Raw genomic sequence first — 22,962 nt, 5'->3', positions numbered from 1 at the left:
ATGCGCATCCTGCATACCTCCGATTGGCACGTCGGAAAGGTCCTGAAGGGCCGCAGCCGGCACGACGAGCACATCAAGGTGCTCGCCCAGGTCGTCGAGATCGCCCGCGCCGAGCGCCCCGACCTGGTGATCGTGGCCGGCGACCTGTACGACTCGGCGGCGCCGGCCGCCGACTCGACCCGGGTGGTGACCCGGGCGCTGTCCGCGCTGCGGCAGACCGGCGCGCAGGTGGTGGCGATCGGCGGCAACCACGACAACGGCCCGGCACTCGACGCGCTGCGCCCGTGGGCCGAGGCGGCCGGCATCGTGCTGCGCGGCGCGGTCCGCGACAACCCGGACGAGCTGCTGATCGCCGGCGAGACCGCGGGCGGCGAGCGCTGGCGGCTGGTGACCCTGCCGTTCCTGTCCCAGCGGTACGCGATCCGGGCCACCGAGATGTACGAGCTCACCGCGGCCGAGGCCACCCAGACGTACGCCGACCACATCGCCCGGCTGATCGGCCGGCTCAGCGAGTCGTTCGCCGAGCCGGGCGCGGTCAACCTGCTGACCGCCCACCTGACCATCGTGGGCGCGGCGTCCGGCGGCGGCGAGCGCGAGGCGCACACCGTGATGGGATACGCGGTACCGGCCACCGTCTTCCCGCCGAACGCGCACTACGTGGCGCTCGGCCACCTGCACCGGGCCCAGCAGGTGCTCTCGCCGTGCCCGGCCCGGTACAGCGGCAGCCCGCTCGCCGTCGACTTCGGCGAGGAGGAAAACGTCTGCTCGGTGGCGATCGTCGACGTCAGCACCGACAAGGCGGCCCGGGTGCGGGACGTGCCGATCGGCTCGGCGCTGGCCCTGCGCACCGTACGCGGCACCCTCGAACAACTCGCCACGGTGAACCTTCCGGACGCCTGGCTCCGTGTCTTCGTGCGCGAGACGCCGCGGGTGGGCCTGCGCGAGGACGTGCAGGACCTGCTGCCCAACGCGCTCGAGGTGCGGATCGACCCGGACATGATGCCGAGCAGGGCGGGTGAGCGGATGGCGCAGCGGGCTGGCCGGTCGCCGCGTGAGCTCTTCGGCGACTACCTGGACAACCGCGGCATCGCCGAGGACGGCGTCCGTGAACTCTTCGACGAGCTGTACGACGAGGTGAGCAGCCACTCATGAGGGCGATTCGGTTGGATATGGCCGGGTTCACGGTGTTCCGGGACGAGACCACCGTGGACTTCACCGACACCGACTACTTCGCGCTGGTCGGTCCGACCGGTTCGGGCAAGTCGACCGTGCTCGACGCCATCATCTTCGCGCTGTACGGCATGGTCCCGCGCTGGGGCGGCGCCCGCGGCATCGGCAACGCGCTGGCGCCCAGCGCGAGCGAGGCCCGGGTCCGGCTGGTCTTCGAGTCGGCCGGCGACCGCTACGTGGCCACCCGGGTGGTGCGCCGGGACGGCCGGGGCAACGTCAAGACCGCCGGCGCCGGGCTCCAGCTGATGCCGGCGGGGTTCGACGTCAGCAAGCTGGACACCGGCATGGACCTCGACGACCTCGGCGAGGTGCTGGCCGGCACCCCGGCCGAGATGGACGAGGCCGTCCTGCACGCCGTGGGCCTGCCGTACGAGCAGTTCACCAGCTGCGTGGTTCTGCCGCAGGGCCAGTTCGCCGACTTCCTGCACGCCAAGCCGGCCACCCGTCAGCAGATCCTGGTCAACCTGCTCGGCCTGCACGTCTACGAGCGGGTGCAGACCCTGGCGACCGGCCGGGCCAGCACCGCCGAGGCCAAGCTCGGCGTGGTCGACCAGCAACTGGCCGGCCTGGCCGACGCGTCCGACGAGGCGGTCGACGCGGCCGAGGCACACCTGGCCCGGATGCGCGAACTCGCCGCCGCCGTCGAGCGGTCGGTGCCCGGTCTGCGATCCGCGCGCGAGGCCGAGACCGCGGCCGCCGCCGCCCGCGACGCGCTGGACGCCGAGCTCCGGGCGCTGGTCGCCGTGCGTACCCCGGCCGGTTGTGCGGAGATCGCGGGCGTGACCGCGGCAGCCAGGGCGAGCGCCACCGAGGCCGCGGACGCCGTGCACGCCGCCGAGGAACTGGAGGAAAAGGTCCGCGGCGAACTGGCCGCGGCCGGTGACGCCGGCTCGCTGCGGCTGATGCTCGACCGGCACGCCGAGCTGGAACGCCTGGTCGGCCAGGAGGAGTGGTTCGCCGGCGAGGTGTCGGTGGCCGAGGTCGAATACAAGGACGCCGTCGCCGCGGCCGACCTGGCCAACAGCGCCCACCTGGGCGCCACCCAGCTGCTCGAACAGGCCCGGCTCGACTACACCGAGGCGCAGCGGCTCGACAAGGCCGCCGCCCTGCGCGCGCACCTGACCGCGGGTGACAACTGCCCGGTCTGCGACCAGCCGGTGTCCGCGGTGCCGGCCATGCCCGCCGGTTCCGCGGTGCGCGAGGCCGAGGCCACCGGCAAGGCCGCCCGGGCCGCCGCCGAGGTCGCCGAGTCGGCCTGGCGGCAGCGCGACGCGGTGGCCCGCAAGCTGGAGGGCAACCTGGAGCGCAAGCGCGCCCAGCACGAGCACCACCTGTCCCGGCTGGCCGAGGTGCGCGGCGTGGTGGCCGGATCGCCCGGCGCGCCGGCGCTGGAGCGGCAACTCGCCGAGCTGGCCGGCCTGCAGCGCAAGCTCGACCTGGCGGCCGGCGCGGTGCGCGCCGCCCGCGAGGCGCAGCGGGCCGCGCAGGCCGCGGTGCTCACCGCCGAGGAACGGCAGCGGGCCGCCTGGCGGGCCTTCGACCAGGTCCGCGACCAGGTGGCCCGGTTCGCCCCGCCGCCCGCCGACCGCGACGACCTGGCCGGCGCCTGGCAGACGCTGGTCGACTGGGCGCAGGGCGAGCACCGCAGCCGGGCTGCGGCCCGCACCGGCGCGGAGGCCACGGTGACCGCCGCGCACGAGGCCGTGGTGCACGCGCACGCCGAGGTGGACGCGCTGTTCATCGCGGCCGGCGTGACCCCGCCGGCCCGGTCCCGGGACGCCAGCGGCGAGTCCGAGCTGATCCGGGCCGCCGCGGTCACGGCCGAGCGGGCCGAGGCGGCCTGGCGCCGGCTGTCCGACCGGCGCGAGCAGGCCCGCCAGCTCACCGAGCAACGGATGACGCTGCAGCGCGACGGCCGGGTGGCCAAGGCGCTGGCCGGCCACCTGCGGGCCAACAACTTCGAGCGCTGGCTGCTCGAGGAGGCGCTCGACCTGCTGGTCGACGGCGCCTCCCGGATACTGCGCGAGCTCACCGGCGGGCAATACGACCTGGTGCACGACAAGGGCGAGTTCTACGTGCTCGACCACCACGACGCCGGCCTGCGGCGCGGGGTGCGCACGCTGTCCGGCGGCGAGACGTTCCAGGCCTCGCTGGCCCTGGCCCTGGCGCTGTCCGAACAGCTGGCCGGCATGTCCACCACCGCCGCCAGCCTGGAGTCGATCGTGCTGGACGAGGGCTTCGGCACGCTGGACGCGGCCACCCTCGACGTGGTGGCCGCGACGCTGGAAAATCTCGCGGCCCGCGGCGACCGGATGGTCGGCGTGGTCACCCACGTGAACGCACTGGCCGAGCGGGTGCCGGTGCGCTTCGAGGTGCACAAGGACGCCCGGTCCGCCCATGTCGAGAGGGTCGGTCTGTGACCCGGATGTTCGTGGACGCCTGGGACCCGTCGTACGGCTCGTCGTTCGAGGGCGGCGACGGCGACGGGCCGGCCTCGCCGAGCAGCGCCCAGGTCGACACCGACGTCGAGGTGCCGGCCGCCGAGTGGGCGCCGATCGACAAGTCCGTCTCGGCCCGGGTGCCGGACGTGGTCTTCCTGGTCGACGGCGTGCGGCGCAACGACGCCGGACTGTGGACCGCCGAGGAGGACGGCACCTCCTATCCCGGCCTGGCCGCCTCGTTCGCGGCCGGCGTGGTGCGCTGCGACCTGGGCCGGGGCGCGGCCGAGTTGGTCGGGCACGCGGTGCGGCGCGGCCTGTTCACGGCCAGCCCGTCGGCGGGTGACGTGCAGGCCGGCTCGGTGTGCTACGAGGTGCACCGGGTGTCCGGCACGGGCGAGATGAGCAAGCTGCCGGCCGCCGTGCAGCCGTCGCTGACCGCGCTCGAGATCGACATCTCCGCGGTGGCCCGGGACGGCAGCGACGACCTGCTGGTGGTGGACGGCCCGCTGCGCAACCGGCGCCAGTTGCCGCGCACCATCGGCTACGTCAAGACCCAGCAGAAGCAATACCTGCCGGCCGCGCTCACCCAGGTGGTGACCGCGCTGCGGCCCGGGCAGCGCACCCCGGTGTTCCACCTGGGCACGGTGTGGGGTGGCTGGTCCTGGTATCTGCGGCTGCCCGGCGCCTCCGGTGCGCCGTGGTCCGGGATCGTGCGGGTGGAGTGCTCGCCCGATCTCACCCCGGATCAGGCGATCGAGCTGGCCGAGGTGTCCGGGGCGACGCTGCCGCGGTTCGCCTCGGCGGCGTACAAGGATCCGCGGGCCCCGCAGAATCTGGTGCCGATCGCCGGTCTGGAGCGCCGCCTGCGCGGCCTGCTCGGCGACTCCCGGGTGCTCCATCGGGCGCTGACTTTTGCCGCTGCGCGGGCACGCGCTTAATCGGACATCCCGCTCGACTCGGGCGGGTGACACCCGATCGGGCCATCCGGTTACGAGACATCCTCCGAACAGCCGTCCCGCCCCTCGGGAGCACTCATGGGAGCGCTCCCAAAGTCCGGGACGGAAACGCTGTGCAGGCACCTGCCTACGTAGCGGCAGCACCGCACCGCCAGTGCGTCCGCCCAGCTCAGCATGACGTTTCCTGGGACGCCCGCGGCTGAGTATTATTCGGCTGCCCCGCCAGGCATATCGGTGCAGATGGATGAATATGATCGGCTGCAACGTGCCTCGTGACGCCCCCACACGAGACCGGAGGACCGTTGAGTACCCACGTCCCAGAAATTTTCCCGCCTAGGTTGATCCCGGCCGGCACCCCCAGCCGTATCTCAGGCGACGGGGAAAGCTCCGGGCGGAGGTATCGATGCATGCGGTGGCCGAGGATCGGCTCGCGCTGGGCGGGGTGTGCCTGATGACACAGCAACGTTCGGGTGGCCGGTGGCAGTCTCTCGACGGAGGCCGTAGTGCGAACGACGGAGGTTCGGTGATCCCGCGGCAGGCTCCTCGGCACGGCTCTACCGAGCCGAGCCACGAGGACACTCTCGTGAAGATGCTCTACGAGGAGCACGCCGGACCTCTGCTGATGTTCGTGCTGCGACTGACCGGCGGTGACCGTCAGCGTGCCGAGGACATCGTGCAGGAAACGCTGCTCCGGGCCTGGCGCAACGCGCACCGGCTCGGCGCTCAGGGCCAGCAGTCGCTGCGGCCGTGGCTGGTGACCGTCGCCCGGCGGATCGCCATCGACGACCACCGCAGCGCGAGTGCCCGCCCCGCCGAGACGTACGACCGGGAGCTCGAGAGCTTCCCGAGCATGTCGGACGACACCGACCGGGTTCTGCAGTCCATGACCGTGTCCGACGCGCTGCGGGAACTCAGCCAGTCGCACCGGGAAATTCTTATCGAGACTTACTTCCGGGGACGCACCGTCCCGGAGGCGGCGGAGAAGCTCAATCTTCCGTTGGGCACCGCCAAGTCACGGGTGTACTACGCTCTGCGTGCGCTGCGTACGGCGTTGCAGCAGCGGGGGGTGACGGAGTAATGACGCAGGAAGAGCACTACGACGTCGCGTCGTATGCACTGGGGGTGCTGGACGAACGCGACGCCGCGCGCTTCGAGGACCACCTCATCGAGTGCCCGCGATGCGCCTTCGAGCTGGAGTCGTTCGTGCAGGTCGCTGACCTGCTGGCGGACGTCGATGCCGGCTCGGTGATCGCGGCCGAAGAGTCCCGGCAGGACGGCGTCGTCCTGCAGAAGATGCTGGGCGAGGTCAAGGTCGAGCGCCGCCGGGCCAACAGCCGCCGGCTGTACTCGCTGGCCGCCGCCGTGGTCGTGTTCGCCATGCTGTCGATCGGCGCACTGTTCGCCGGTGGCCGCTGGTTCGCCCCCGACCAGAACTCGCCGGGCGGTGGCAACGTCGTCCAGCGCGACTCGAGCCAGCTCGACCCACTGCCGCCCAGTACGGGCGGTGCCGGCGTCGGTGGCCCCGAGCTCGCCGGCCAGAAGTACAGCGGACAGGACCCACGGTCCGGGGTGAGTGCGGACGTGGCCCTGGAGAAGAAGGACTGGGGCACCCAGATCTCGTTCGCGATCTCCAACATCAAGGGCCCGATCGTCTGCCGGCTGGTTGCCCGGCACACCGACGGCACCACCGAGCCGCTCATCTCCTGGGCCGTCGGTGACCGGGGCTGGGGCACCGCCGCCAACCCGGAGCCGCTGATGCTGCAGGCGGTCACCGCCACCGCGCGGGAGAACATCGCCTACATCCAGGTGCAGGAGGTCAGCAGCGGCGACACGCTGGTCCAGGTGCCGCAGTAACCGACCCGGAAACAGGCTCGTCAGCAAGGGCCCGGCCGTTTCGGCCGGGCCCTTTGCCGTGCTCCGGGCCAGCTCCGGGGTGGTTCAAACAAACTTAAGGAAATTGATCGGCCCTACTTCGAACCGCGTCGACCCCAGTCCCCGTACTACTGCCCGGAAACGCCAGATGCAGGAATCACTGGAGGGCACGTTGGTACCCGAGAAGCGAAAGTTGATGGTCGTAGGCGCTGCCATCGCCGCGGCATTCGCACTGTCCGGCTGTGCCCCGACCGGATACGACGCCGCTGACTACGGCAACGCCCAGGAGGCCGCCGATGCCGGCGCCGCGTCGCCCGAGGCGACGTCGACAGCCGACCCGATTGCGCAGGCCGACCCGGACGCCACCGAGCCGCCGGGCGCCGACGCCGTCACCGATCTCCCCGAGGAGCAGATCACCGCGAAGCTGGTGGGCTCCGAGGTCAAGCGGATGGGTGAGGTCATCGAGAGCGAAGAGGGCATGGTCCTCTACCGCTTCGACGACGACGGCGACAACCCGTCGAAGTCCAACTGCAACGGCGAGTGCGCCGAGATCTGGCCGCCGGCGCTGACCAACGACGGCGAGCCCGAGGTCGACGGTGTCGACCAGGAGCTGGTCGGGACGGTCACCCGGGCGGACGGCACCAAGCAGCTGACGGTCAAGGGCTGGCCGGTCTACTTCTACATCGGCGACAAGAAGGCCGGTCAGTGGAAGGGCCAGAACGTCGGCGGCAAGTGGTTCGTCATCAAGCCGGACGGCGCCAAGAACCTGACGTGTCTCCCGCCGGTCTCCAAGCCGGTGGCGCCGCCCAAGGACGACGCCGAGGAATCCGAGTCCGGCGACGCCGGCGGTGCCGGTAGCGACTACAGCTACTGACCCGAGTCTCTTTCTTCAGAAACCCGCGGAATTCGGAGGTCGTGAGAAATGAGAGCCGTCCGCTCCTCTCGCCAGTTGCAGCGCTGGCTGGTGGGTGTCTCGGCGATGGTCCTGACCGTCCTGCTGGCACCGGTGGCCCCGGCGCAGGCAGCGGACGGGATCCCCGTTCCGGCGACGACCTTCAAGGATCGTGGCGTCGGTGCGGTCAGTGCAGCCGATCGGGACTTCGTCATCAAGGTCCGGCTCGCCGGGCTCTGGGAGATCCCCGCCGGCAACATGGCCGTGGAGAAGTCGGACGACCCGCGCGTCGTCAACATCGGCAAGTCGATCGCCGCGCAGCACGTGGTGCTCGACAACCTCGACCGTACGGTGGCGAAGAAGCTCGACATCATGCTGCCGAACGTGCCGAACGCGGCCCAGCAGATCTGGCTCGACGAGATGCGGGCGGCGAACTCCACGACGTTCGATCAGATCTTCATCGACCGTCTCCGTGCGGCGCACGGCAACATCTTCCCGGCGATCGCGACGATTCGGGCCAGCACCCGGAACGACTCGGTCCGTCAGCTGGCCCAGCAGGCCAACCAGTTCGTCATGACGCACATGACGCTGCTCGAGAGCAGCGAGATTGTCGACTATGGCGCGCTGCCCACCGCTCCCGCTCCCGCGGGCGCTGGCGGACCGGTTCCGGTCGACGGTCAGATGATCGCCGCCGCGAGCGCCAACAGCGGTCTCCCGGGTGTCAACACCACGGTAATTCTTCTAGTCCTCGCCGCCGCTCTCGTGGTTGGCGTCATCACGACCATGCGCATCTTCCGGGCGCGGTAAGTCCCCCCACGTCCAGGTCGCGACAGAGAAAGGTGTCATCCAATGCGAAGGTCCAAGTACCGGCGCGCATCCACCAGTAGGGCGGCGAATTGGTTCAGCGGCCGTCGCCGGATCGTCGCGGTGGCTGCCACCCTGGTGGTATTCGGTGGCATCGTCACCGTCACACAGGTCTCGAACGCGGCGACCGACCGTACTCAGCGCCGGGCTCTCGCCCAGTGCGACCGGATCGAGCGGCCGGCGCAGACCCGGCTGTCGACCCAGACCCGGCGCGACTCGTACACCACCAACGGTGGCCGGGTTACCCAGCACCCGGACGACGGTGCCGGCAACACGGTGAGCGCGGCGACGCTCCGCCAGCGGTGCCGTCAGTGGGTCATGGAGAACGTCGGCAACAACGGCGGCAACGGCGGTGGCGGCCAGGCGACCGTCGCGCCCAGCTCTGCGGCGCCCGCGCCGGCTGAGGGCGAAGGCGAAGGCCAGCAGCCGGGCGGCGACGGCCAGCAGCAGGGCGGCGACGGCCAGCAGCAGGGCGGCGACAACCAGCAGGGTGGCGACAACCAGGGCGGCGACAACGGCCAGCAGGGTGGCGACAACCAGCAGGGTGGCGACAACCAGGGCGGCGACAACGGCCAGCAGGGCGGCGACAACCAGCAGGGCGGCGACAACAACGGCGGCCAGCAGGGTGGTGACAACAACGGCGGCAACAACGACGACGAGGAGCCCGCGCCTGCTCCCACCAACCCGCCGCCGGGCGTTGGCCTGGGCATCCTGACCAACAACTGCGGTGACAGCGACCTCGAGGCCCACAACGGCTTCCAGCTCGGCAACCGGTGCGTCTCCACCGAGTTCGGTGAGGTCGGCGCCGCGGCCAACAACCCGTCGCTGCTGATCGTGCAGGCGCCCAACAACGTCGGTGTGAACCAGCCGTTCACCCTCGTCGTGAGCACCCGCAACCTGATCCGTGACCGGTTCCTCGCGGCCGGCCAGGGTGGTTACTACGTGGAGAGCTCGGTGCTGCAGAACGGCCTGGTGCGCGGTCACTTCCACACCGCCTGCCGGCTGCTGGGCAACACCAACAACGCTCCCGACCCGGCTCCGGTCCCCGCGTTCTTCGTGGCGACCGAGGACAACGGCGGTGACGCCCAGCCGGACTCGGTCACCATCCAGGTGCCCGGCATCCCGGCCGCCGGTACCGCGCAGTGCGCCTCGTGGGCCGGTGACGGCTCGCACCGGATCCCGATGATGGAGCGGGCCAACCAGACCCCGGCCTTCGACGCGGTGCGGATCAACGTCGGCAATAACAACAACAACGCCGGCAACAACAACGGCGGTCGCGGCGGTCGCCGCAACTGATCGAGGAGCATCGCCGCAGAACCGGAGCCGAACCCGGGACGGACGAGGTCACCGACATGGCCTCGTCCCGACCGGGACCCCCCGTCGGCACCGGCGGTCGCCCTTCCCCCTGACGGACGACAACAGCGGCCGGCTCCAACGGCGATCCGGATCACTCGGGTGTCCGATCGCCCACCGATGGCCCTGACCGGGAGCGCGGTCAGGGCCATCGGCTTGCCTATGGCCGGGTGGCGGGTCGAGGTGGCACAGTTTCCCGGTGACCCCCCGCCGGCTGACCCCGCCCGAGCGCTATCAGTTCGGCGCCACGCTCGGCCCGCTGCAGGTGCCCAGGCACGACCCGTGCGTCCGGGTCACCGCCGATGAGCTCTGGCTCGCCGCCCGCACCCCGGCCGGCCCCGGCACCCTGCACCTGGCCCGCGCCGCCGGTGAGCTGGTCGCCACCGGCTACGGACCGGGCCGCGACTGGCTGGTCGAGCGGGCCGACGCGATCGCCGGCCTCCGCGACGACCTGACCGGCTTCCCGGCCCTGGCCGCGGCCCACCCGCTGGTCGAGCGCCTGGCCCGGACGTTCGCCGGGGTCCGGTTGCCGGCCACCGGGCTGCTGTTCCACCGTCTCCTGCGGGCCGTGCTGGAGCAGAAGGTCACCGGCACCGAGGCCTTTCGCGCGTACCGCAAAATCTGCCGGCATTTCGGTGAGCCGGCGCCGGGCCACGCCGATCTCCTCCTCCCACCCGATCCCGCCGCGGTCGCGGCGACGGCCTACTGGGAGTTCCACCCGTTCGGGGTCGAGCAGAAGCGCACCATGGCCCTGCTGCGCGCCGCGCTGGCCGCCGAGCGGCTGGAGCGCTGCACCGACGCCGCCGACGCCACCCGGCGCCTGGTCGCGCTGCCCGGGATCGGCCCGTGGACGGCGGCCGAGGTGGTCCGCACCGTCCACGGCGACCCGGACGCGGTGAGCGTCGGTGACTACCACATCCCCAACACGGTGGCCTGGGGCCTGGCCGGCGAGCCGCGCGGCACCGACGCCCGGATGCTGGAGCTGCTGGAACCGTTCCGCGGCCACCGCGGCCGGGTCTGCGAGTTGCTGGGCCGTGGCGGCATCGCGGCACCCCGGTTCGGCCCGCGGATGCCGATCCGCTCATTCGCGCGGTTCTGACGAGCGGCGCGGCCCCACTCTGGGTACCTTGTTCCCCTCGTGATCGATTTGTGCCGGGAGCTGGGTAATGGGTGGAACCACCGGAGAGATCGTCCTGGTCCTGGTGCTCGTGCTGGTCAACGCGGTGTTCTCGGGGAGCGAGATGGCCCTGGTCTCGCTGCGGGACAGCCAGGTGCAGCGGCTCGAGCGGCAGTCCCGCAGCGGCAAGGTGCTGGCCCGGCTGACCCGCGACCCGAACCGGTTCCTGGCCACCATCCAGATCGGCATCACGCTGGCCGGCTTCCTGGCCTCGGCGGCCGCCGCGGTGTCGCTGTCCGAGCCGCTGATCAAGCATCTGGCCTTCCTCGGCACCGCCGCCCGGCCGGCGGCGATCGTGCTGGTCACCATCGCGCTCACCTTCGTCACGCTGGTGATCGGCGAGCTGGCGCCGAAGCGGATCGCGATGCAGCGCAGCGAGGGCTGGGCGCTGCTGGTGGCCCGCCCGCTGGACGTCCTCGCGGCGATCTCCCGGCCCGCGGTGTGGCTGCTCGGCGCCGCCACCAACCTGGTGGTGCGGCTGGCCGGCGGCGACCCGTCCGCCCAGCGCGAGGAGGTCACCACCGAGGAGATCCGCGACATGGTGGCCGCCCAGCAGGACTTCTCGGCCGAGCAGCGCACGATCATCAGCGGCGCGTTCGAGATCGCCGACCGGATCCTGCGCGAGATCCTGGTGCCCCGGCGGGACGTGGTCAGCCTGCCCACCGGCATGAAGGCGTACGACGCCCTCCGTCTGCTGCTCGACGGCGGGCACTCCCGGGCGCCGGTGGTCGGCCCGGCCGGCCTGGACGACGTGATCGGCGTGGTGCACCTGCGCGAGCTGATCGACGCGGACGGCCCGGTCGACGCGCTGTGCCGCCCCAGCCTGTTCCTGCCCGAGACGCTGCGGGTGTCCGACGCGCTGCGGCAGATGCGTGCCGAGCGGCAGCAGATCGCCATGGTGGTCGACGAGCGCGGCGCCATCGACGGCATCGTCACCATGGAGGACCTGGTCGAGGAGATCGTGGGGGAGATCTACGACGAGACCGACCGGGACGTGGCCGCGGTGATCCGCGAGGCCGACGGCGCGCTGCTGATGCCGGGCTCGTTCCCCATCCACGACCTGCCCGACATCGGGCTGCACGACGAGACCAACGCGCACGAGGACGGCGACTACACCACGGTCGCCGGCATGATGCTGGCCGCGCTGGGCCACATCCCCACCGACCCCGGCGAGGTGGTGACGCTGCCCGAGTTCACCGCCGAGGTGGTCGAGGTGACCGGCCGGGCCATCACCCGGGTGCGGCTGCGACCGCTGGCTACGGCCGAGATCGCGGATTAGCCCCTGGGGCGGCGCACGGGTCACAATTGCTGTGCGGGGAGGTGACCTCCATGCAAACTGGCGGCGTGGCTTTCACCCTGACGATCGACTGCGGCGGGGGCGGCATCAAGGGTTCCGTGCTGGACGAGGCGGGCACCATGCGGGCCCAGCCGCTGCGCGTGCCGACGCCGTACCCGCTGCCGCCGGAACTGTTCGTCAAGACCCTGGTGCAGCTCGGCGCGCGGCTGCCGACCGCCGACCGGGTCACCGTCGGGATGCCCGGCATGCTGCGGCACGGCGTGGTGGTGGCCACCCCGCACTACGTGACCCGCAGTGGCCCGCGCACCCGGGTCGATCCCGAGCTGGTGGACGCCTGGCACGGTTTCGACGCGCGGACCGCCCTGGCCGAGGCGTTCGGCCTGCCCACGCTGGTGCTCAACGACGCCGAGGTGCACGGCGCCGGGGTGGTGGCGGGCACCGGCTGCGAGCTGATGCTGACCCTGGGCACCGGCCTGGGCTGCGCCCTGTTCGACGGCGGCGTGCTGGCCCCGCACCTGGAGATGTCGCAGGCGCCGGTGCGCTGGGGGATGAGCTATGACACCTACATCGGCGAGCACGAGCGCCGCCGGCTGGGCGACGCGCTCTGGTCCCGCCGGGTCCGCAACGTGGTCGAGGGCCTGCGCCCGGTCTTCCTCTGGGACCGCCTTTATCTGGGCGGCGGCAACTCCCGGCTGATCACCGCCACCCAGCTGGCGCGGATGGGCGACGACGTGGTGGTGGTGCCGAACACGGCCGGCATCGTCGGCGGCGTGCGCGCCTGGACCCTGGGCACCGCCCGCTGACATGCGGCCCGGCGCCCTCCTCCTCGACTTCGGCGGCGTGCTCGCCGACGCGCCGCCGCAGCGTGCCGCCCCGCCGGATCTGGTGCTGCGCATCTACAACATGAGCCGCGGCGCGCTGACCCCCGGCCAGATCCAGCGCGCGCTCACCGAGGGCGCCGAGGCCTGGGCCCGCTGGCGCGACGAGGACTGGCCGGACGAACTGAGCCAGGCCGAGGTGTGGGAGCGTTTCGTGCTGCCCGGCTGGCCACCGGCCGCGCGGGTCCCGGTGCGGGGCGCGGTGCGGCGGCTGAGCTACGACTGGGCCTTCCGCAGCGGCTGGCAACTGCGCCCCGGCGTCCCCGAGGCGCTGGAGACGGCCTTCGCCGCGGGCATCCCGCTGGCCGTCGTGAGCAACACGCTGTCCGGCGCCGCGCACCGCGACTTCCTGGCCCGGGCTGGCATCGGCCGCCTGTTCGCCGCGCAGATCTACAGCAACGAGGCCGGCGTCCGCAAACCCAACCCCCAGATGATCTGGAACGCCACCGACGAACTGGGCATCCCACCCGAATCCTGCTGGTTCGTCGGCGACAGCCCCCGCCGCGACATAGCCTGCGCCCGCCGGGCCGACGTGGCCCGCGCCATCCTGATGCGCTCCCCCCGCACCGCATCCGAACCCGCCGGCCTGGGCCCCACCCCCGACGACACGATCAGCAACGGTTTCGAGCTGAGCGAAATACTACGAAAAACCATTTGAAAGTACGCATGAGCACCGGTCCCCGGACCGCAGTTGCCGCCAGGCGACCCACCGGGCCGTCCGCCCGCTGCGGCCCGGTGGGAGCCGGCCGCTCGGCCGGGAGCACGGCCGGCCGATGGGGCCGTGACGCCCGCCGCGGTCCAGCCCGGTCCCGCCCTAGGGTGTCGGGTCCGGGTGGGGGCCGTCCGGGCAGACCTCGGCCCAGCCGACCGCGCCGGCCCAGTCCTCCCGGCCGGCGTTGTTGTAGGTGAGCTTGATGACCGACTTCTCGCCCGCGGCTTCCAGCACGCCGTTCCAGCCGTCCCCGGGCCGGCCCTGGAACTGCTGCAGGATCATCGGGTCGCGGTCGCGCCGCAGCACCATGTTCTGCCCGCTCAGCACCTCGGCGACCCGCACCCGGGGAGCGTCCACCCGCAACTCGGTGTTCAGCTGCCACGGCTGGTCGACCGGCAGGTCGTAGCGGCAGGTCTCGGCGATCGTCGCCGGCATCCCGGCCGCGGCCAGCGGCGTCAGAAAGCCGTCGACCAGCCGCTCCTCGACGCTCGGCACGTCGTGGGCGACCGAACATCCACTCAGCGCCAGGACCGCCGCCGGCAGCGCCCACCAACACCGTCGCATCGGAGCACCGTAATCGACCGCCGTAAATTGGGTGGACCCCGGTCGACGCCGCGACGATCGTGAAGGCGTGCACAACAACGACATCTGGGACGTACAGACCGCCCGCACCTACGACACCCCCGGCACCGGGATGTTCGCGCCGGACGTGCTCGACCCGGCCGTGACCAGGCTCGCCGAGTTGGCCGCCGGCGGCGCCGCGCTCGAGTTCGCCATCGGCACCGGCCGGGTCGGCGTGCCGCTGGCCGGGCGCGGCGTGCCGGTCACCGGCATCGAGATGTCGCCCGCCATGCTCGATGAGCTGCGGACCAAGGCCGGCGAGGACGCGATCCCGGTCGTGGTCGGCGACATGGCCACGGCTACCGCCCCTGGCGAGTTCAGCCTGGTCTACCTGGTCTTCAACACCATCTCCAACCTGCTCACCCAGGACGAACAGGTGGCCTGTTTCCGCAACGCCGCCCGGCACCTCGGTCCCGGTGGCCGCTTCGTGATCGAGCTGTGGGTGCCCGACCTGCGGGTCCTGCCGCCGGGCCAGCGGGCCATCGTCGAACACGTCGAACCCGGGTACATCGGGCTGGACACCGTCGACCCGCTCCGGCAGCTGGTCGTGAGCCACCACTTCCGGTTCGGCGAGGGCCGCGAGGCGCACCTGTTCCGCTCGCCGCACCGCTACATCTGGCCGGCCGAGCTCGACCTGATGGCCCGGCTCGCCGGCTTCACCCTGGAAACGCGGCACGCCGACTGGTCCGGCGCCGAGTTCACCGCCGAGTCCCGCTCGCACGTCTCGGTGTACCGGCTACCGGCATAGTACGGTTGACGATATATAGCGGCCGACGTAAGGTGCTCCGCATGGTTGCCATGCAGGAACCCACGTTCTTGATACTCACCGCGCTCGCCAGCGGACCCCTTCACGGCTACGGGGTCATCCAGGAGGTGGCGGCGCTCTCGGCCGGCGACGTCCAACTGCGGGCCGGCACTCTCTACGGGGCGCTCGACCGGCTGGCCGAGCAGGATCTCATCAAGGTCGACCGGGAGGAGGCCGTCGACGGCCGCCTCCGGCGGTACTACCGGCTCACCGACGGCGGCGCCGGCGTGCTCACCACCGAGGTGGAGCGGCTCCAGCGCAACGCCGCGGCCGCCGCGACCAGGCTCCGGCTCCGGGGTTCGGGCGGGTTGGCGATGCTCGGGCTGGCTCCGCTCGGATCGGGAGGCGCGGAATGACCGACGCCTGGGTGTTGCAGCGGCGGTTCCGGCGGCTGCTGGTCGCCTACCCGCGGGGTTACCGGCGCCGGCACGGCGACGAGATCCTCACGACCCTGATGGACGCGGCCGAGGACGGCCGGGAGCGGCCCACCGCGGCCGAGGTCCGCGATCTGGTCGCCGGCGGCCTGCGGCAGCGGTTCCGGCTGCCGGTGGGCCGGCTGATCGTGGTGGCGGCACTGCTCACCACGCTGACCGTCGGGGCGCTGGGTGCGGCCCTCGGGTCGGTGGCCGGCTGGGCCACCGCCGAGGACGTGCCCGGCGACGGCGAGGTGCGCGGCTACGCCGCGGTGGCCGGCGGGGTGCCGTTCGCGGGCGACGTCGACCGGTTCACCTGGCCGCTCAACCTGCACCCGTCGACCAGCGTGCACGCACCCGAGTTCCTTCCCGGCTGGGAGCCGGCGGCGGCCGAGGCACGGCTGACGGCCGCCGGCTGGAGCGTCGACCCGTACACCAGCACGGCCGAGACGTCCGGATACTTCACCGGCCGCGAGGACGGCACGCTGGAGGTCGTCCCCACCGACGTGACCCGGCTGGTGGCCGAACGCGACGGCCTGCTGCTCCGCGTCTTCGCCAGCAGCTTCCGGGGCGGTCCCGCCGACGTGGCCGGCCGCACCGCGCTGCACGTCATGGTCGAACCGGCCCAGCCCGGCGCCATGCTGCCGCTGACCCTGGCGGGCGCCGTGCTGGGTTTGATCGCCGGCTGGCTGCTCGCGGTCCGGGTGGGTTACGCCGTGCGTCGCCTGCCACTGTCCCGGCGGCTGCCGCTCACGGTGGCCGGACTGGCCGCGGTGGCCGTGCTGGCCCCGCTGACCGTCGGCACCCTCCGCCTGGTGGCGCGCGCACTCGGCCAGGTGGGCACCAGACCGACCGGCGACCTGCGCTTCGAGGTGATGCCGGTGTACTACCAGTACGCCCACAATTTCACCCACGGCTGGAACGCTGCCACCGGCCTGGCCGTCGCCCTGCTGGTCGTGGTCCTGGCCCTGGCACTGCGTCCCGCCCCAGCACCCGCCCCAGCACCCGCCCCGGAACCCGTCACCGACTGACCCCGCCGGCACGGGGCCGCGGGCCGAAATCGGTCTGCGGCCCCGTCGCCCTACCAGCCCACGGCGCTCGCGACCTTTTCGGCCACCTGAGCGGCCGGCCCGGCGCCCGGCACCACGACATCCTCGACCCGGGCGTCGACCAGGATGCGGTCGAGTTCGCCCGAGCGGTTCAGGTGCCAGGACAGGCCGCCGGGGTCGCTCGCGTGCCGGCGGGTCAGCCGCTGCCGCACCTCCGCGAGGTCGACCTCGAGCCGGCACACCGTGAGCGGCGCACCCACCGCGTCCTGGTAGGCAGCCCGCTCCGCCCGGCTCTCGATCACCCCGGCCAGCACCAGCCGTTCGGCCCCCGCCGCCCGGAAGTTCCCGGCCACCGCACGCAGGTTGACGAGCGTGACGGCGCCGTTGAACGGGTCGCCCGCCGGCGCCGGCCAGGAGCGGCGCAGCCAGTCGACGTCGATCACCGCGTGCGGAATCCGGCGCTCCGCGAGCAGGTCGCCGAGCGTTTCGGCCGCCGTGGTCTTACCCGATCCGACGGTTCCGGTGATGAGCAGCGCATCCACGGCGCCGAGGTTAGGGCACGACCGAGGCTGCCGCGTACCGCAATAGTGCGCAGTAGACCCGGACCGAGTCGCCCAGACCGTCGAAATGCGAGGCCGCGTTCCCGTTCAGATAGGTGGCCGGGATTTCCACCTCTTCGATCGGATGCCGGGTACGCGCGGCGTCCAGCAGCACGCTCATCTCGTATTCGAACCGGTCGCCGGGCACCTCCAGCAACCGTTCGAGCAGATCGGCCGGGTAGGCCCGCAGCCCGGTCTGGGTGTCCGACACGTCCCGCCCGGTGGCCGCCCGGAACACCACCCGCGTCACCGTGTTGCCGAACCGGCTGCGCGGCGGCATCCGGTCGAACCGGCGCACCCCCAACACGATGTGACCGCGGCCGGCCCGCTCCGCGATCCGCCCGATGTCGGCGGCCGAGTGCTGCCCGTCGGCGTCCGCGGTCACCACGTCGAGCCCCGGGTGGTCGGCGAGGGCCCGCCGGAAGCCGGTCTTGAGCGCGGCGCCCTTGCCCCGGTTGACCGGGTGCCGCAGCACGGCGCAGCCCATCTTCCGGACCGCCGCGAGGTGCGGCTCGGCGTCCGCCCCACTGCCGTCGTCGACAACCACCACCCGCCCGGCGTCGGGCAGGGCGGAGACAAGTTCCGGCAGATGCACGCCGGGCCGGTAGACCGGCAGCAGAATCACGGTCACGCGGCCCACATTCCCCGCGCGGCGCTTTCTCATACCCGCCGACACCGGCCGTCACCCGCCGGGTGGGTGCCGCGGCCGCGCCGGGCGCGCGGCTGGCCGGCTGGGTGGCCGGGTGGGCGGCTGGCTGGGTGGCTGGGTGGGTGGCCGGCGGGCGGCTGGTGGGGCGGGCGGCGCTCTCGACTCAGGGGCGGCGGTTGTTTCTCAGGCGCGGCTGGAGCGGCGGCGCAGCTGCTCGGTGGCTCGGAGGACCGCGACCATGCGGCGTTCGCGGCGTAGCAGATGGTGGGCTCGGCGGACGCCGGCGAAGCCGAAACGGGCGGCCAGCAGGGCGCCCCGGTCGTTGTGGTCCTCGCCGCCGGTGGCGGGGACGTCGAGCAGGGCCGGGCCGCGCAGGCCCAGCACCTTGCCGGCCAGGAAGCGGACCCGGGGCAGGTGCCAGGCGTGCGACACCAGCCCCAGCGGGCGCGTCGCGCCGAAACCGTAGCCGCTCAGCAGGCGGTCCTCGACGGTGTGCAGGAGGTTTTCCAGGGTGCTCCGGGAGCGTGTCTCGGCGTGCAGGTCGGCGTGGTCACCCAGGCCGGCGGATTGGGCGGCGGCCAGCATCAGGTCGCCCTCGCGTGCGCCGGCCGGCGGGGGTGCGGTGCCCTCGCTCGCCTCGGGCCAGCCGCCGGTGAAGACGATCCGCGGGGCCGCGGCTCGGGCGAAGAACGGCTCGTGGGCCCGGACGTAGGCGGCCGCGGCGAGCACCCGGGCGGTGCTGGCCGCGGTGAGTGCGAAGCCGTCGTCGGTCCGCACCACGCCTCGACCGAACACCAGGAGCACCGTGGCGGGCACGCTGATCTCACCGGAAGCGCCCACCGAGCCATTGTGCGCCGGAGATCGCCGGGGTGACCCGCCGGTGGGCCGCAGCGGGCGGACGGCCCGGTGTTGCAGGTGCCGGAACTGCTCGGACGGGACTCGTCAGAACGCGTACTTTCAAAGCTTTTGCATTTCCCAGACGGTCGTGGTCCGGGAGGAGACGCCCTCCAGCGACTCGGGCACCGGGACCTCGTGGATCGCGCGCTGTCGCAGGCCCTCGGGGCGGTAGGCGCGGCCGGGGTCGCCCACCAGGACCAGCGCGCCACCGGCGGCGGCCCGGCGCAGGAACGGCAGCACCCGGGCGGCCATCGCGCGGCTGTAGAAGACGTCGCCGGCGAGAATCACCTGTTCGGTGGGGGTGCTGTCGAGGAGGTCGGCCTCCCTGGTCCGCAGCGACATGCCGTTCAGGGCGGCGTTGGCCTCGGCCGCGGCCAACGAGAGCGGGTCCACGTCGTTGGCCGTCACCGGATCGGCGCCGGCACGGACCGCGGCCAGCGCCACCAGGCCCGAGCCGGTGGCCAGGTCGAGCACGCTGCGGCCGGCCACCAGCTGCGGATGGTCGAGGATGTGCCGGGCCAGGGCCTGGCCGCCGGCCCACGGAAAGGCCCAGAACGGCGGGGGCTGCTCGGTGCCGGACTCCTCGGTCTTCTCCCAGAGAGCGATCGGCTCGTCGGCCTGGTAAATGGTTATCTCCGGGACCAACGGGACCGGCGTGGCGATCGTGTGGGACCGGATGAAGTCGGGGAGCACCGGGTGATTGTGGCGCTTTCGCTCAGAAAAGGCGGCAGCGGGCCGAAAGGGAGGCCGATACGGATCATCGGCTGTAGGGAGCGGGATGCCGCCACGGGTTGCCGCCTGGGCGTTCGGCGCGTGGATGGCGTTGCTGGCGCTCGTGTTCTGCCTGACGCCGGACGCTCAGCCGGCCTTGCGGCTGGTGACCGGGGCCTCGGCGGTCGCGGCGATCGTCTGGGGCGTGCAGCGCAACCGGGCCGCCGACCGGGCGCCGTGGTGGCTGCTGGCCGGCGCGGTCGTGCTGTCGGCCACCGGGACGGCGGTGTACGGCCTGCTGCCGGGCGCCGGGTCGCTGCTGATCATCGCGGCCTATCCGGCGCTGGCCGGTGTGCTGTTCATCTTCATCCGGCGGGGGAGCGGCGGGGCCCGGGACCAGGCCGCGGTGCTGGACGCGCTGGCGCTCACCTCGGGTCTCGCGCTGCTGGCCTGGACCTTCGTGCTCGGGCCGGACGCCGAGGCCGGGTCCTGGGCGGCGCTCGCCCTGCCGATCGGTGACCTGCTGTGTTTCGGGGCGCTCAGCCGGCTGCTGACCTCCTCCGGTCGCAAGGTGCGGGCCGGCAACCTGCTCGGCGCCGGCCTGATGATGATGCTGATCGGCGACGTCGGGTACGAGTTGTCGCTGCTCGTCGGCGACATGCAGTTCCTCGCGGCGCTCGGCCGGATCGCGCTCTACACCGGCGCCGGGCTGGCCGCGCTGCACCCGTCGATGAACCTGCTGAGCATCCCGGCCGAAGCCGAGCCGGCCCGCGCCGAGGCCGGCCGGGTGCGGCTGGCGCTGCTCGGAACGGCCTCGATGGTGGCGCCGGGCGTGCTGCTGAGCACGATCTTCCGGGAGCCGTCGGTCGACGACCTGGCCGTGGTCGCGGTGCTGAGCGCGCTCACCTTCTTCCTGGTGCTGGTGCGGATGGCCGGGATCATGGCGAACCACCGGCTGGCCCTGGCCCGCGAGCGGGGCCTGCGCGAGGCGTCCGAGGCGCTGGTCTCGGCCGCCGACGTGGAGGCGGTGGGCGACGCGGTGCGGGTCGCGGTGGCCCAGCTGCTGCCGGCCGACACCCCGCACGGGGTGGTGCTGGCCCGGGCGATCGCGCAGGACGGCACCCCGTCGGCGGAGGCGGCCGCGCAGGCTGCGGTGGACCGGGCCGCGGGCACGGCCGCGCGCATGGTGCCCACCCGGGACGTCGACTGGGCCGTCTCGGTGCGGCTCACCCAGTTCAGCACCACGCTGCGCTGCCCGATGGTGCTGCGTGACCGGCCGACCGGCGACCCGCTGGTCGGCGTGCTGCACGTGGCCGCGCCGGACCACGCGCTGCCGGGGCTCAAGCGCGCGCTCGAGGTGCTGGCCGGGCAGGCCGCGCTGGCGCTGGAGCGGATCGAGCTGAGCCACGAGGTGATCCGGCGCAACAGCGAAACCTATTTCCGTACGCTCGTGCAGCACACCTCCGACGTGATCCTGATCGTGGACGAGGCCACCGATATCCGGTACGCGAGCCCGTCCGCGCTCCGGGTCTTCGGCGGCGACCCGACCGGCCAGGCGCTGGCCGACGTGATCCACCCGGCCGACCGGGAGCGGCTCGTCCAGGTGCTGGCGGCGGTGCGCGGCGGCGAGAACCTCCAGGAGGGCCTCGACTTCCGGGCCGCCGGGCCGGTCGAGGTGCTGCTCGAGATGCACTGCTCGGACCTGCGCGCCGAGCAGACGGTGGCCGGCCTGGTGCTGACTCTGCGGGACGTCACCGAGCGGCGCCGGCTCGAACGGGAGCTCACCCACCAGGCGTTCCACGACTCGATGACCGGACTGGCCAACCGGGTGCTGTTCCACGACCGGCTGGAGCACGCGCTGGCCCGGGGGGCCCGGGACGGCTCGGTGGTCGGCGTGCTGTTCATCGACCTGGACGACTTCAAGATCGTCAACGACACGCTCGGGCACGCGGCCGGCGACCAGTTGCTGATCACGGTGGCGCACCGGATCGCCGGCGCGCTGCGGGCCGACGACACCGCGGCCCGGCTGGGCGGCGACGAGTTCGCGGCGCTGGTCGAGAACGTGCAGGACCCGGGCGCGGTGGAGGAGACCGCGGAACGGATCCTGGCCGCGCTCGCCGACCCGGTGCTGCTCGACGACGGCGGCACGGTGACCGCGGTGGCCAGCATCGGCATCACCACCACGCCCGAGGCGGACAGCGCCGACGAACTGCTGCGGCAGGCCGACCTGGCGCTGTACGTGGCGAAGGGCGCCGGCAAGAACCAGTGGCGCCGCTACCAGGCCCACCTGCACGGGGCCATGGTCGAGCGGCTGGAACTGCGGTCAGCGCTCGACCACGCGGTCAACGAGGGGCACTTCCTGCTCGCGTACCAGCCCATCGTCGATCTCGGCAGTGACGAGCCGGTCGGGTTCGAGGCACTGGTGCGCTGGTTCCACCCGACCAAGGGCGTGGTGTCGCCGGCCGAGTTCATCGAGGTGGCCGAGGAGAGCGGGCTGATCGTGCCGATCGGCCGCTGGGTGCTGGAGCAGGCCCTGCACACGGCGGCCCAGTGGCGCCGGATCCTGCCGCGCACCCGGCAGCCGTACGTGAGCGTGAACGTCTCGGTCCGGCAGTTCCGCGAGGACGGGTTCGTCGAGGAGATCCTGGCCGCGCTCGCCTACGCCGAGGTGCCGCCGCACGCCCTGATGGTGGAGCTGACCGAGACGCTGCTGGCCGGCGAGCACGAACCGATCTGGCGGGACCTCGCGGTGCTGCGCGAGCACGGGGTCCGGGTCGCGATCGACGACTTCGGCACCGGGTACTCGTCGCTCGGCTACCTGCGGCACCGCCCGATCGACGTCGTGAAGATCGACAAGATGTTCATCGACGACATGGTGGACAGCCCGCAGCAGCTGGCCCTGGTCACCGGGATCGTCAGCCTGGCGCAGTCGCTGGACCTCACCGTGATCGCCGAGGGCATCGAGTCCGGTACGCATCGGGATCTGCTCGCCCGGCTCGGTTGCCCGCTCGGTCAGGGCTATTTCTGGTCGAGTCCGGTGGACGGCACCGAGGCGCTCAGTCAGATGACGGCGCGTCAGCCGTTGGTGGCTTAGCGGTAATGCGCGAAACGGCGCCGCCGGAAGTCCGGCGGCGCCGTTTTCAACGGTTCGTTCGACCTATCGCTTGCTGTGGTACGCCTCGACGATGTGGCTCGGGATGCGACCGCGCTCGGAGACCTCGAAGCCGTTCTTGTTGGCCCACTCCCGAATCGCCTGATTCTGGTCGCGGCTGGCGCGTCCGGTGCTGGCCGGGGCGCTGCGCCGGGCAGACGAGACGACGCCGCTGCGGCCCACCCGAGTAGCCGCGTTCAGGAACGGGTCGAGCGCCTTCCGCAACTTTCCGGCGTTCTTCTCGGAGAGGTCGATCGTGTAGTTCACACCGTCGAGTCCGAACTCGACGGTGCGGTCGGCCTCTCCGCCGTCGAGGTCGTCGGTCAGAAGGGTTATTACCTGCTTGGCCATGGTGTGCCTGCTCCTACAACGATGTCATTTGAGTGACGACTATA

Annotated in this window: 22 protein-coding genes; 16 read left to right on the top strand and 6 right to left on the bottom strand. The window is 72.4% G+C overall.

What is annotated here, in order from left to right; genetic code table 11:
• The 12 genes from Ari01nite_RS04235 to Ari01nite_RS04180 all read left to right on the top strand — a co-directional run bounded on the left by Ari01nite_RS04235 (nt 1) and on the right by Ari01nite_RS04180 (nt 13,618).
• Nucleotides 1-1,152, top strand: a complete 1,152-nt coding sequence (locus tag Ari01nite_RS04235; RefSeq protein ID WP_203779535.1) for an exonuclease SbcCD subunit D — start codon at nt 1-3, stop codon at nt 1,150-1,152.
• Nucleotides 1,149-3,650 (top strand): AAA family ATPase, encoded by a 2,502-nt coding sequence (locus Ari01nite_RS04230; protein WP_203779533.1) that lies wholly within the window; start codon nt 1,149-1,151, stop codon nt 3,648-3,650. The genes Ari01nite_RS04235 and Ari01nite_RS04230 overlap by 4 nt, the downstream gene beginning before the upstream one ends.
• Entirely contained in the window at nt 3,647-4,609 is a 963-nt protein-coding gene (locus Ari01nite_RS04225; protein ID WP_203779531.1) for a hypothetical protein, read from the top strand. Before Ari01nite_RS04230 ends, Ari01nite_RS04225 begins: the two co-directional genes overlap by 4 nt.
• A 421-nt stretch (nt 4,610-5,030) precedes the next feature.
• Nucleotides 5,031-5,705 carry a sigma-70 family RNA polymerase sigma factor gene (locus Ari01nite_RS04220; RefSeq protein ID WP_203779530.1) on the top strand — a complete coding sequence of 225 codons (675 nt, stop codon included), beginning with the start codon at nt 5,031-5,033 and terminating at the stop codon, nt 5,703-5,705.
• Nucleotides 5,705-6,481, top strand: a complete 777-nt coding sequence (locus Ari01nite_RS04215; protein WP_203779528.1) for a zf-HC2 domain-containing protein — start codon at nt 5,705-5,707, stop codon at nt 6,479-6,481. Before Ari01nite_RS04220 ends, Ari01nite_RS04215 begins: the two co-directional genes overlap by 1 nt.
• A gap of 214 nt (nt 6,482-6,695) precedes the next feature.
• Nucleotides 6,696-7,373, top strand: coding sequence for a COG4315 family predicted lipoprotein (locus tag Ari01nite_RS04210; protein WP_203779526.1), 678 nt, complete (start codon nt 6,696-6,698; stop codon nt 7,371-7,373).
• 48 nt (nt 7,374-7,421) lie between these two features.
• Nucleotides 7,422-8,198, top strand: coding sequence for a DUF4142 domain-containing protein (locus Ari01nite_RS04205; protein ID WP_239162466.1), 777 nt, complete (start codon nt 7,422-7,424; stop codon nt 8,196-8,198).
• A gap of 42 nt (nt 8,199-8,240) precedes the next feature.
• Nucleotides 8,241-9,551, top strand: a complete 1,311-nt coding sequence (locus Ari01nite_RS04200) for a Pecanex-like protein 1 (RefSeq protein WP_203779524.1) — start codon at nt 8,241-8,243, stop codon at nt 9,549-9,551.
• A gap of 256 nt (nt 9,552-9,807) precedes the next feature.
• Nucleotides 9,808-10,707 (top strand): DNA-3-methyladenine glycosylase family protein, encoded by a 900-nt coding sequence (locus tag Ari01nite_RS04195; protein WP_203779522.1) that lies wholly within the window; start codon nt 9,808-9,810, stop codon nt 10,705-10,707.
• 67 nt (nt 10,708-10,774) lie between these two features.
• Nucleotides 10,775-12,064: a hemolysin family protein gene (locus tag Ari01nite_RS04190; RefSeq protein ID WP_203779520.1), complete on the top strand. Its 1,290-nt coding sequence runs from the start codon at nt 10,775-10,777 to the stop codon at nt 12,062-12,064.
• A 65-nt stretch (nt 12,065-12,129) separates the two neighbouring features.
• Nucleotides 12,130-12,885 (top strand): ROK family protein, encoded by a 756-nt coding sequence (locus Ari01nite_RS04185; RefSeq protein ID WP_203779519.1) that lies wholly within the window; start codon nt 12,130-12,132, stop codon nt 12,883-12,885.
• A 1-nt stretch (nt 12,886) separates the two neighbouring features.
• Nucleotides 12,887-13,618 carry an HAD family hydrolase gene (locus Ari01nite_RS04180; RefSeq protein WP_203779517.1) on the top strand — a complete coding sequence of 244 codons (732 nt, stop codon included), beginning with the start codon at nt 12,887-12,889 and terminating at the stop codon, nt 13,616-13,618.
• 156 nt (nt 13,619-13,774) lie between these two features.
• Here Ari01nite_RS04180 and Ari01nite_RS04175 read toward each other — a convergent pair whose 3' ends face one another.
• Nucleotides 13,775-14,236: a hypothetical protein gene (locus Ari01nite_RS04175; protein ID WP_203779516.1), complete on the bottom strand. Its 462-nt coding sequence runs from the start codon at nt 14,234-14,236 to the stop codon at nt 13,775-13,777.
• Between the two features lie 67 nt (nt 14,237-14,303).
• Between Ari01nite_RS04175 and Ari01nite_RS04170 the strand changes: the two genes are divergently transcribed.
• From Ari01nite_RS04170 to Ari01nite_RS04160, 3 genes are read left to right on the top strand one after another with little or no spacing between them, the layout of a single operon-like run.
• Nucleotides 14,304-15,041, top strand: coding sequence for a class I SAM-dependent DNA methyltransferase (locus tag Ari01nite_RS04170; RefSeq protein WP_239162465.1), 738 nt, complete (start codon nt 14,304-14,306; stop codon nt 15,039-15,041).
• Nucleotides 15,042-15,091: 50 nt separating this feature from the next.
• Nucleotides 15,092-15,454: a PadR family transcriptional regulator gene (locus Ari01nite_RS04165; RefSeq protein WP_203780289.1), complete on the top strand. Its 363-nt coding sequence runs from the start codon at nt 15,092-15,094 to the stop codon at nt 15,452-15,454.
• Nucleotides 15,451-16,542: a hypothetical protein gene (locus Ari01nite_RS04160; protein ID WP_203779514.1), complete on the top strand. Its 1,092-nt coding sequence runs from the start codon at nt 15,451-15,453 to the stop codon at nt 16,540-16,542. Before Ari01nite_RS04165 ends, Ari01nite_RS04160 begins: the two co-directional genes overlap by 4 nt.
• A gap of 50 nt (nt 16,543-16,592) precedes the next feature.
• On the opposite strand, the gene Ari01nite_RS04155 is transcribed toward Ari01nite_RS04160, so the two are convergent.
• The 4 genes from Ari01nite_RS04155 to Ari01nite_RS04140 all read right to left on the bottom strand — a co-directional run bounded on the left by Ari01nite_RS04155 (nt 16,593) and on the right by Ari01nite_RS04140 (nt 19,398).
• Nucleotides 16,593-17,102 carry a P-loop nucleotide/nucleoside kinase family protein gene (locus Ari01nite_RS04155; protein ID WP_203779513.1) on the bottom strand — a complete coding sequence of 170 codons (510 nt, stop codon included), beginning with the start codon at nt 17,100-17,102 and terminating at the stop codon, nt 16,593-16,595.
• Nucleotides 17,103-17,112: 10 nt separating this feature from the next.
• Nucleotides 17,113-17,790 (bottom strand): glycosyltransferase family 2 protein, encoded by a 678-nt coding sequence (locus tag Ari01nite_RS04150; protein ID WP_203779511.1) that lies wholly within the window; start codon nt 17,788-17,790, stop codon nt 17,113-17,115.
• Nucleotides 17,791-17,991: 201 nt separating this feature from the next.
• On the bottom strand, nt 17,992-18,648 hold the full coding sequence (locus tag Ari01nite_RS04145; RefSeq protein WP_239162464.1) for a YdcF family protein: 657 nt from the start codon (nt 18,646-18,648) through the stop codon (nt 17,992-17,994).
• 117 nt (nt 18,649-18,765) lie between these two features.
• Nucleotides 18,766-19,398 (bottom strand): class I SAM-dependent methyltransferase, encoded by a 633-nt coding sequence (locus Ari01nite_RS04140; RefSeq protein ID WP_203779510.1) that lies wholly within the window; start codon nt 19,396-19,398, stop codon nt 18,766-18,768.
• An 85-nt stretch (nt 19,399-19,483) separates the two neighbouring features.
• Between Ari01nite_RS04140 and Ari01nite_RS04135 the strand changes: the two genes are divergently transcribed.
• Nucleotides 19,484-22,510: a putative bifunctional diguanylate cyclase/phosphodiesterase gene (locus tag Ari01nite_RS04135; protein ID WP_203779508.1), complete on the top strand. Its 3,027-nt coding sequence runs from the start codon at nt 19,484-19,486 to the stop codon at nt 22,508-22,510.
• Nucleotides 22,511-22,573: 63 nt separating this feature from the next.
• Here the strand turns inward: Ari01nite_RS04135 and Ari01nite_RS04130 are convergent, their stop codons facing one another.
• On the bottom strand, nt 22,574-22,918 hold the full coding sequence (locus Ari01nite_RS04130) for a histone-like nucleoid-structuring protein Lsr2 (protein ID WP_203779506.1): 345 nt from the start codon (nt 22,916-22,918) through the stop codon (nt 22,574-22,576).
• Nucleotides 22,919-22,962 lie beyond the last annotated feature (44 nt).

Source organism: Paractinoplanes rishiriensis (assembly GCF_016862375.1).
GTDB classification, from domain to species: domain Bacteria; phylum Actinomycetota; class Actinomycetes; order Mycobacteriales; family Micromonosporaceae; genus Actinoplanes; species Actinoplanes rishiriensis.
Note: the sequence above shows the minus strand (reverse complement) of the source record. Positions and strands in the feature narration are given on the sequence as shown.

Bases quoted from the DNA above. Each gene is read 5' to 3' on its own strand.
- Ari01nite_RS04235 (WP_203779535.1), top strand. From the start codon at position 1: ATGCGCATCCTGCATACCTCCGATTGGCACGTCGGAAAGGTCCTGAAG.
- Ari01nite_RS04230 (WP_203779533.1), top strand. From the start codon at position 1,149: ATGAGGGCGATTCGGTTGGATATGGCCGGGTTCACGGTGTTCCGGGAC.
- Ari01nite_RS04220 (WP_203779530.1), top strand. From the start codon at position 5,031: ATGCATGCGGTGGCCGAGGATCGGCTCGCGCTGGGCGGGGTGTGCCTG.
- Ari01nite_RS04215 (WP_203779528.1), top strand. From the start codon at position 5,705: ATGACGCAGGAAGAGCACTACGACGTCGCGTCGTATGCACTGGGGGTG.
- Ari01nite_RS04210 (WP_203779526.1), top strand. From the start codon at position 6,696: ATGGTCGTAGGCGCTGCCATCGCCGCGGCATTCGCACTGTCCGGCTGT.
- Ari01nite_RS04205 (WP_239162466.1), top strand. From the start codon at position 7,422: ATGAGAGCCGTCCGCTCCTCTCGCCAGTTGCAGCGCTGGCTGGTGGGT.
- Ari01nite_RS04200 (WP_203779524.1), top strand. From the start codon at position 8,241: ATGCGAAGGTCCAAGTACCGGCGCGCATCCACCAGTAGGGCGGCGAAT.
- Ari01nite_RS04190 (WP_203779520.1), top strand. From the start codon at position 10,775: ATGGGTGGAACCACCGGAGAGATCGTCCTGGTCCTGGTGCTCGTGCTG.
- Ari01nite_RS04180 (WP_203779517.1), top strand. From the start codon at position 12,887: ATGCGGCCCGGCGCCCTCCTCCTCGACTTCGGCGGCGTGCTCGCCGAC.
- Ari01nite_RS04175 (WP_203779516.1), bottom strand. From the start codon at position 14,236: ATGCGACGGTGTTGGTGGGCGCTGCCGGCGGCGGTCCTGGCGCTGAGT.
- Ari01nite_RS04165 (WP_203780289.1), top strand. From the start codon at position 15,092: ATGCAGGAACCCACGTTCTTGATACTCACCGCGCTCGCCAGCGGACCC.
- Ari01nite_RS04160 (WP_203779514.1), top strand. From the start codon at position 15,451: ATGACCGACGCCTGGGTGTTGCAGCGGCGGTTCCGGCGGCTGCTGGTC.
- Ari01nite_RS04135 (WP_203779508.1), top strand. From the start codon at position 19,484: ATGCCGCCACGGGTTGCCGCCTGGGCGTTCGGCGCGTGGATGGCGTTG.
- Ari01nite_RS04130 (WP_203779506.1), bottom strand. From the start codon at position 22,918: ATGGCCAAGCAGGTAATAACCCTTCTGACCGACGACCTCGACGGCGGA.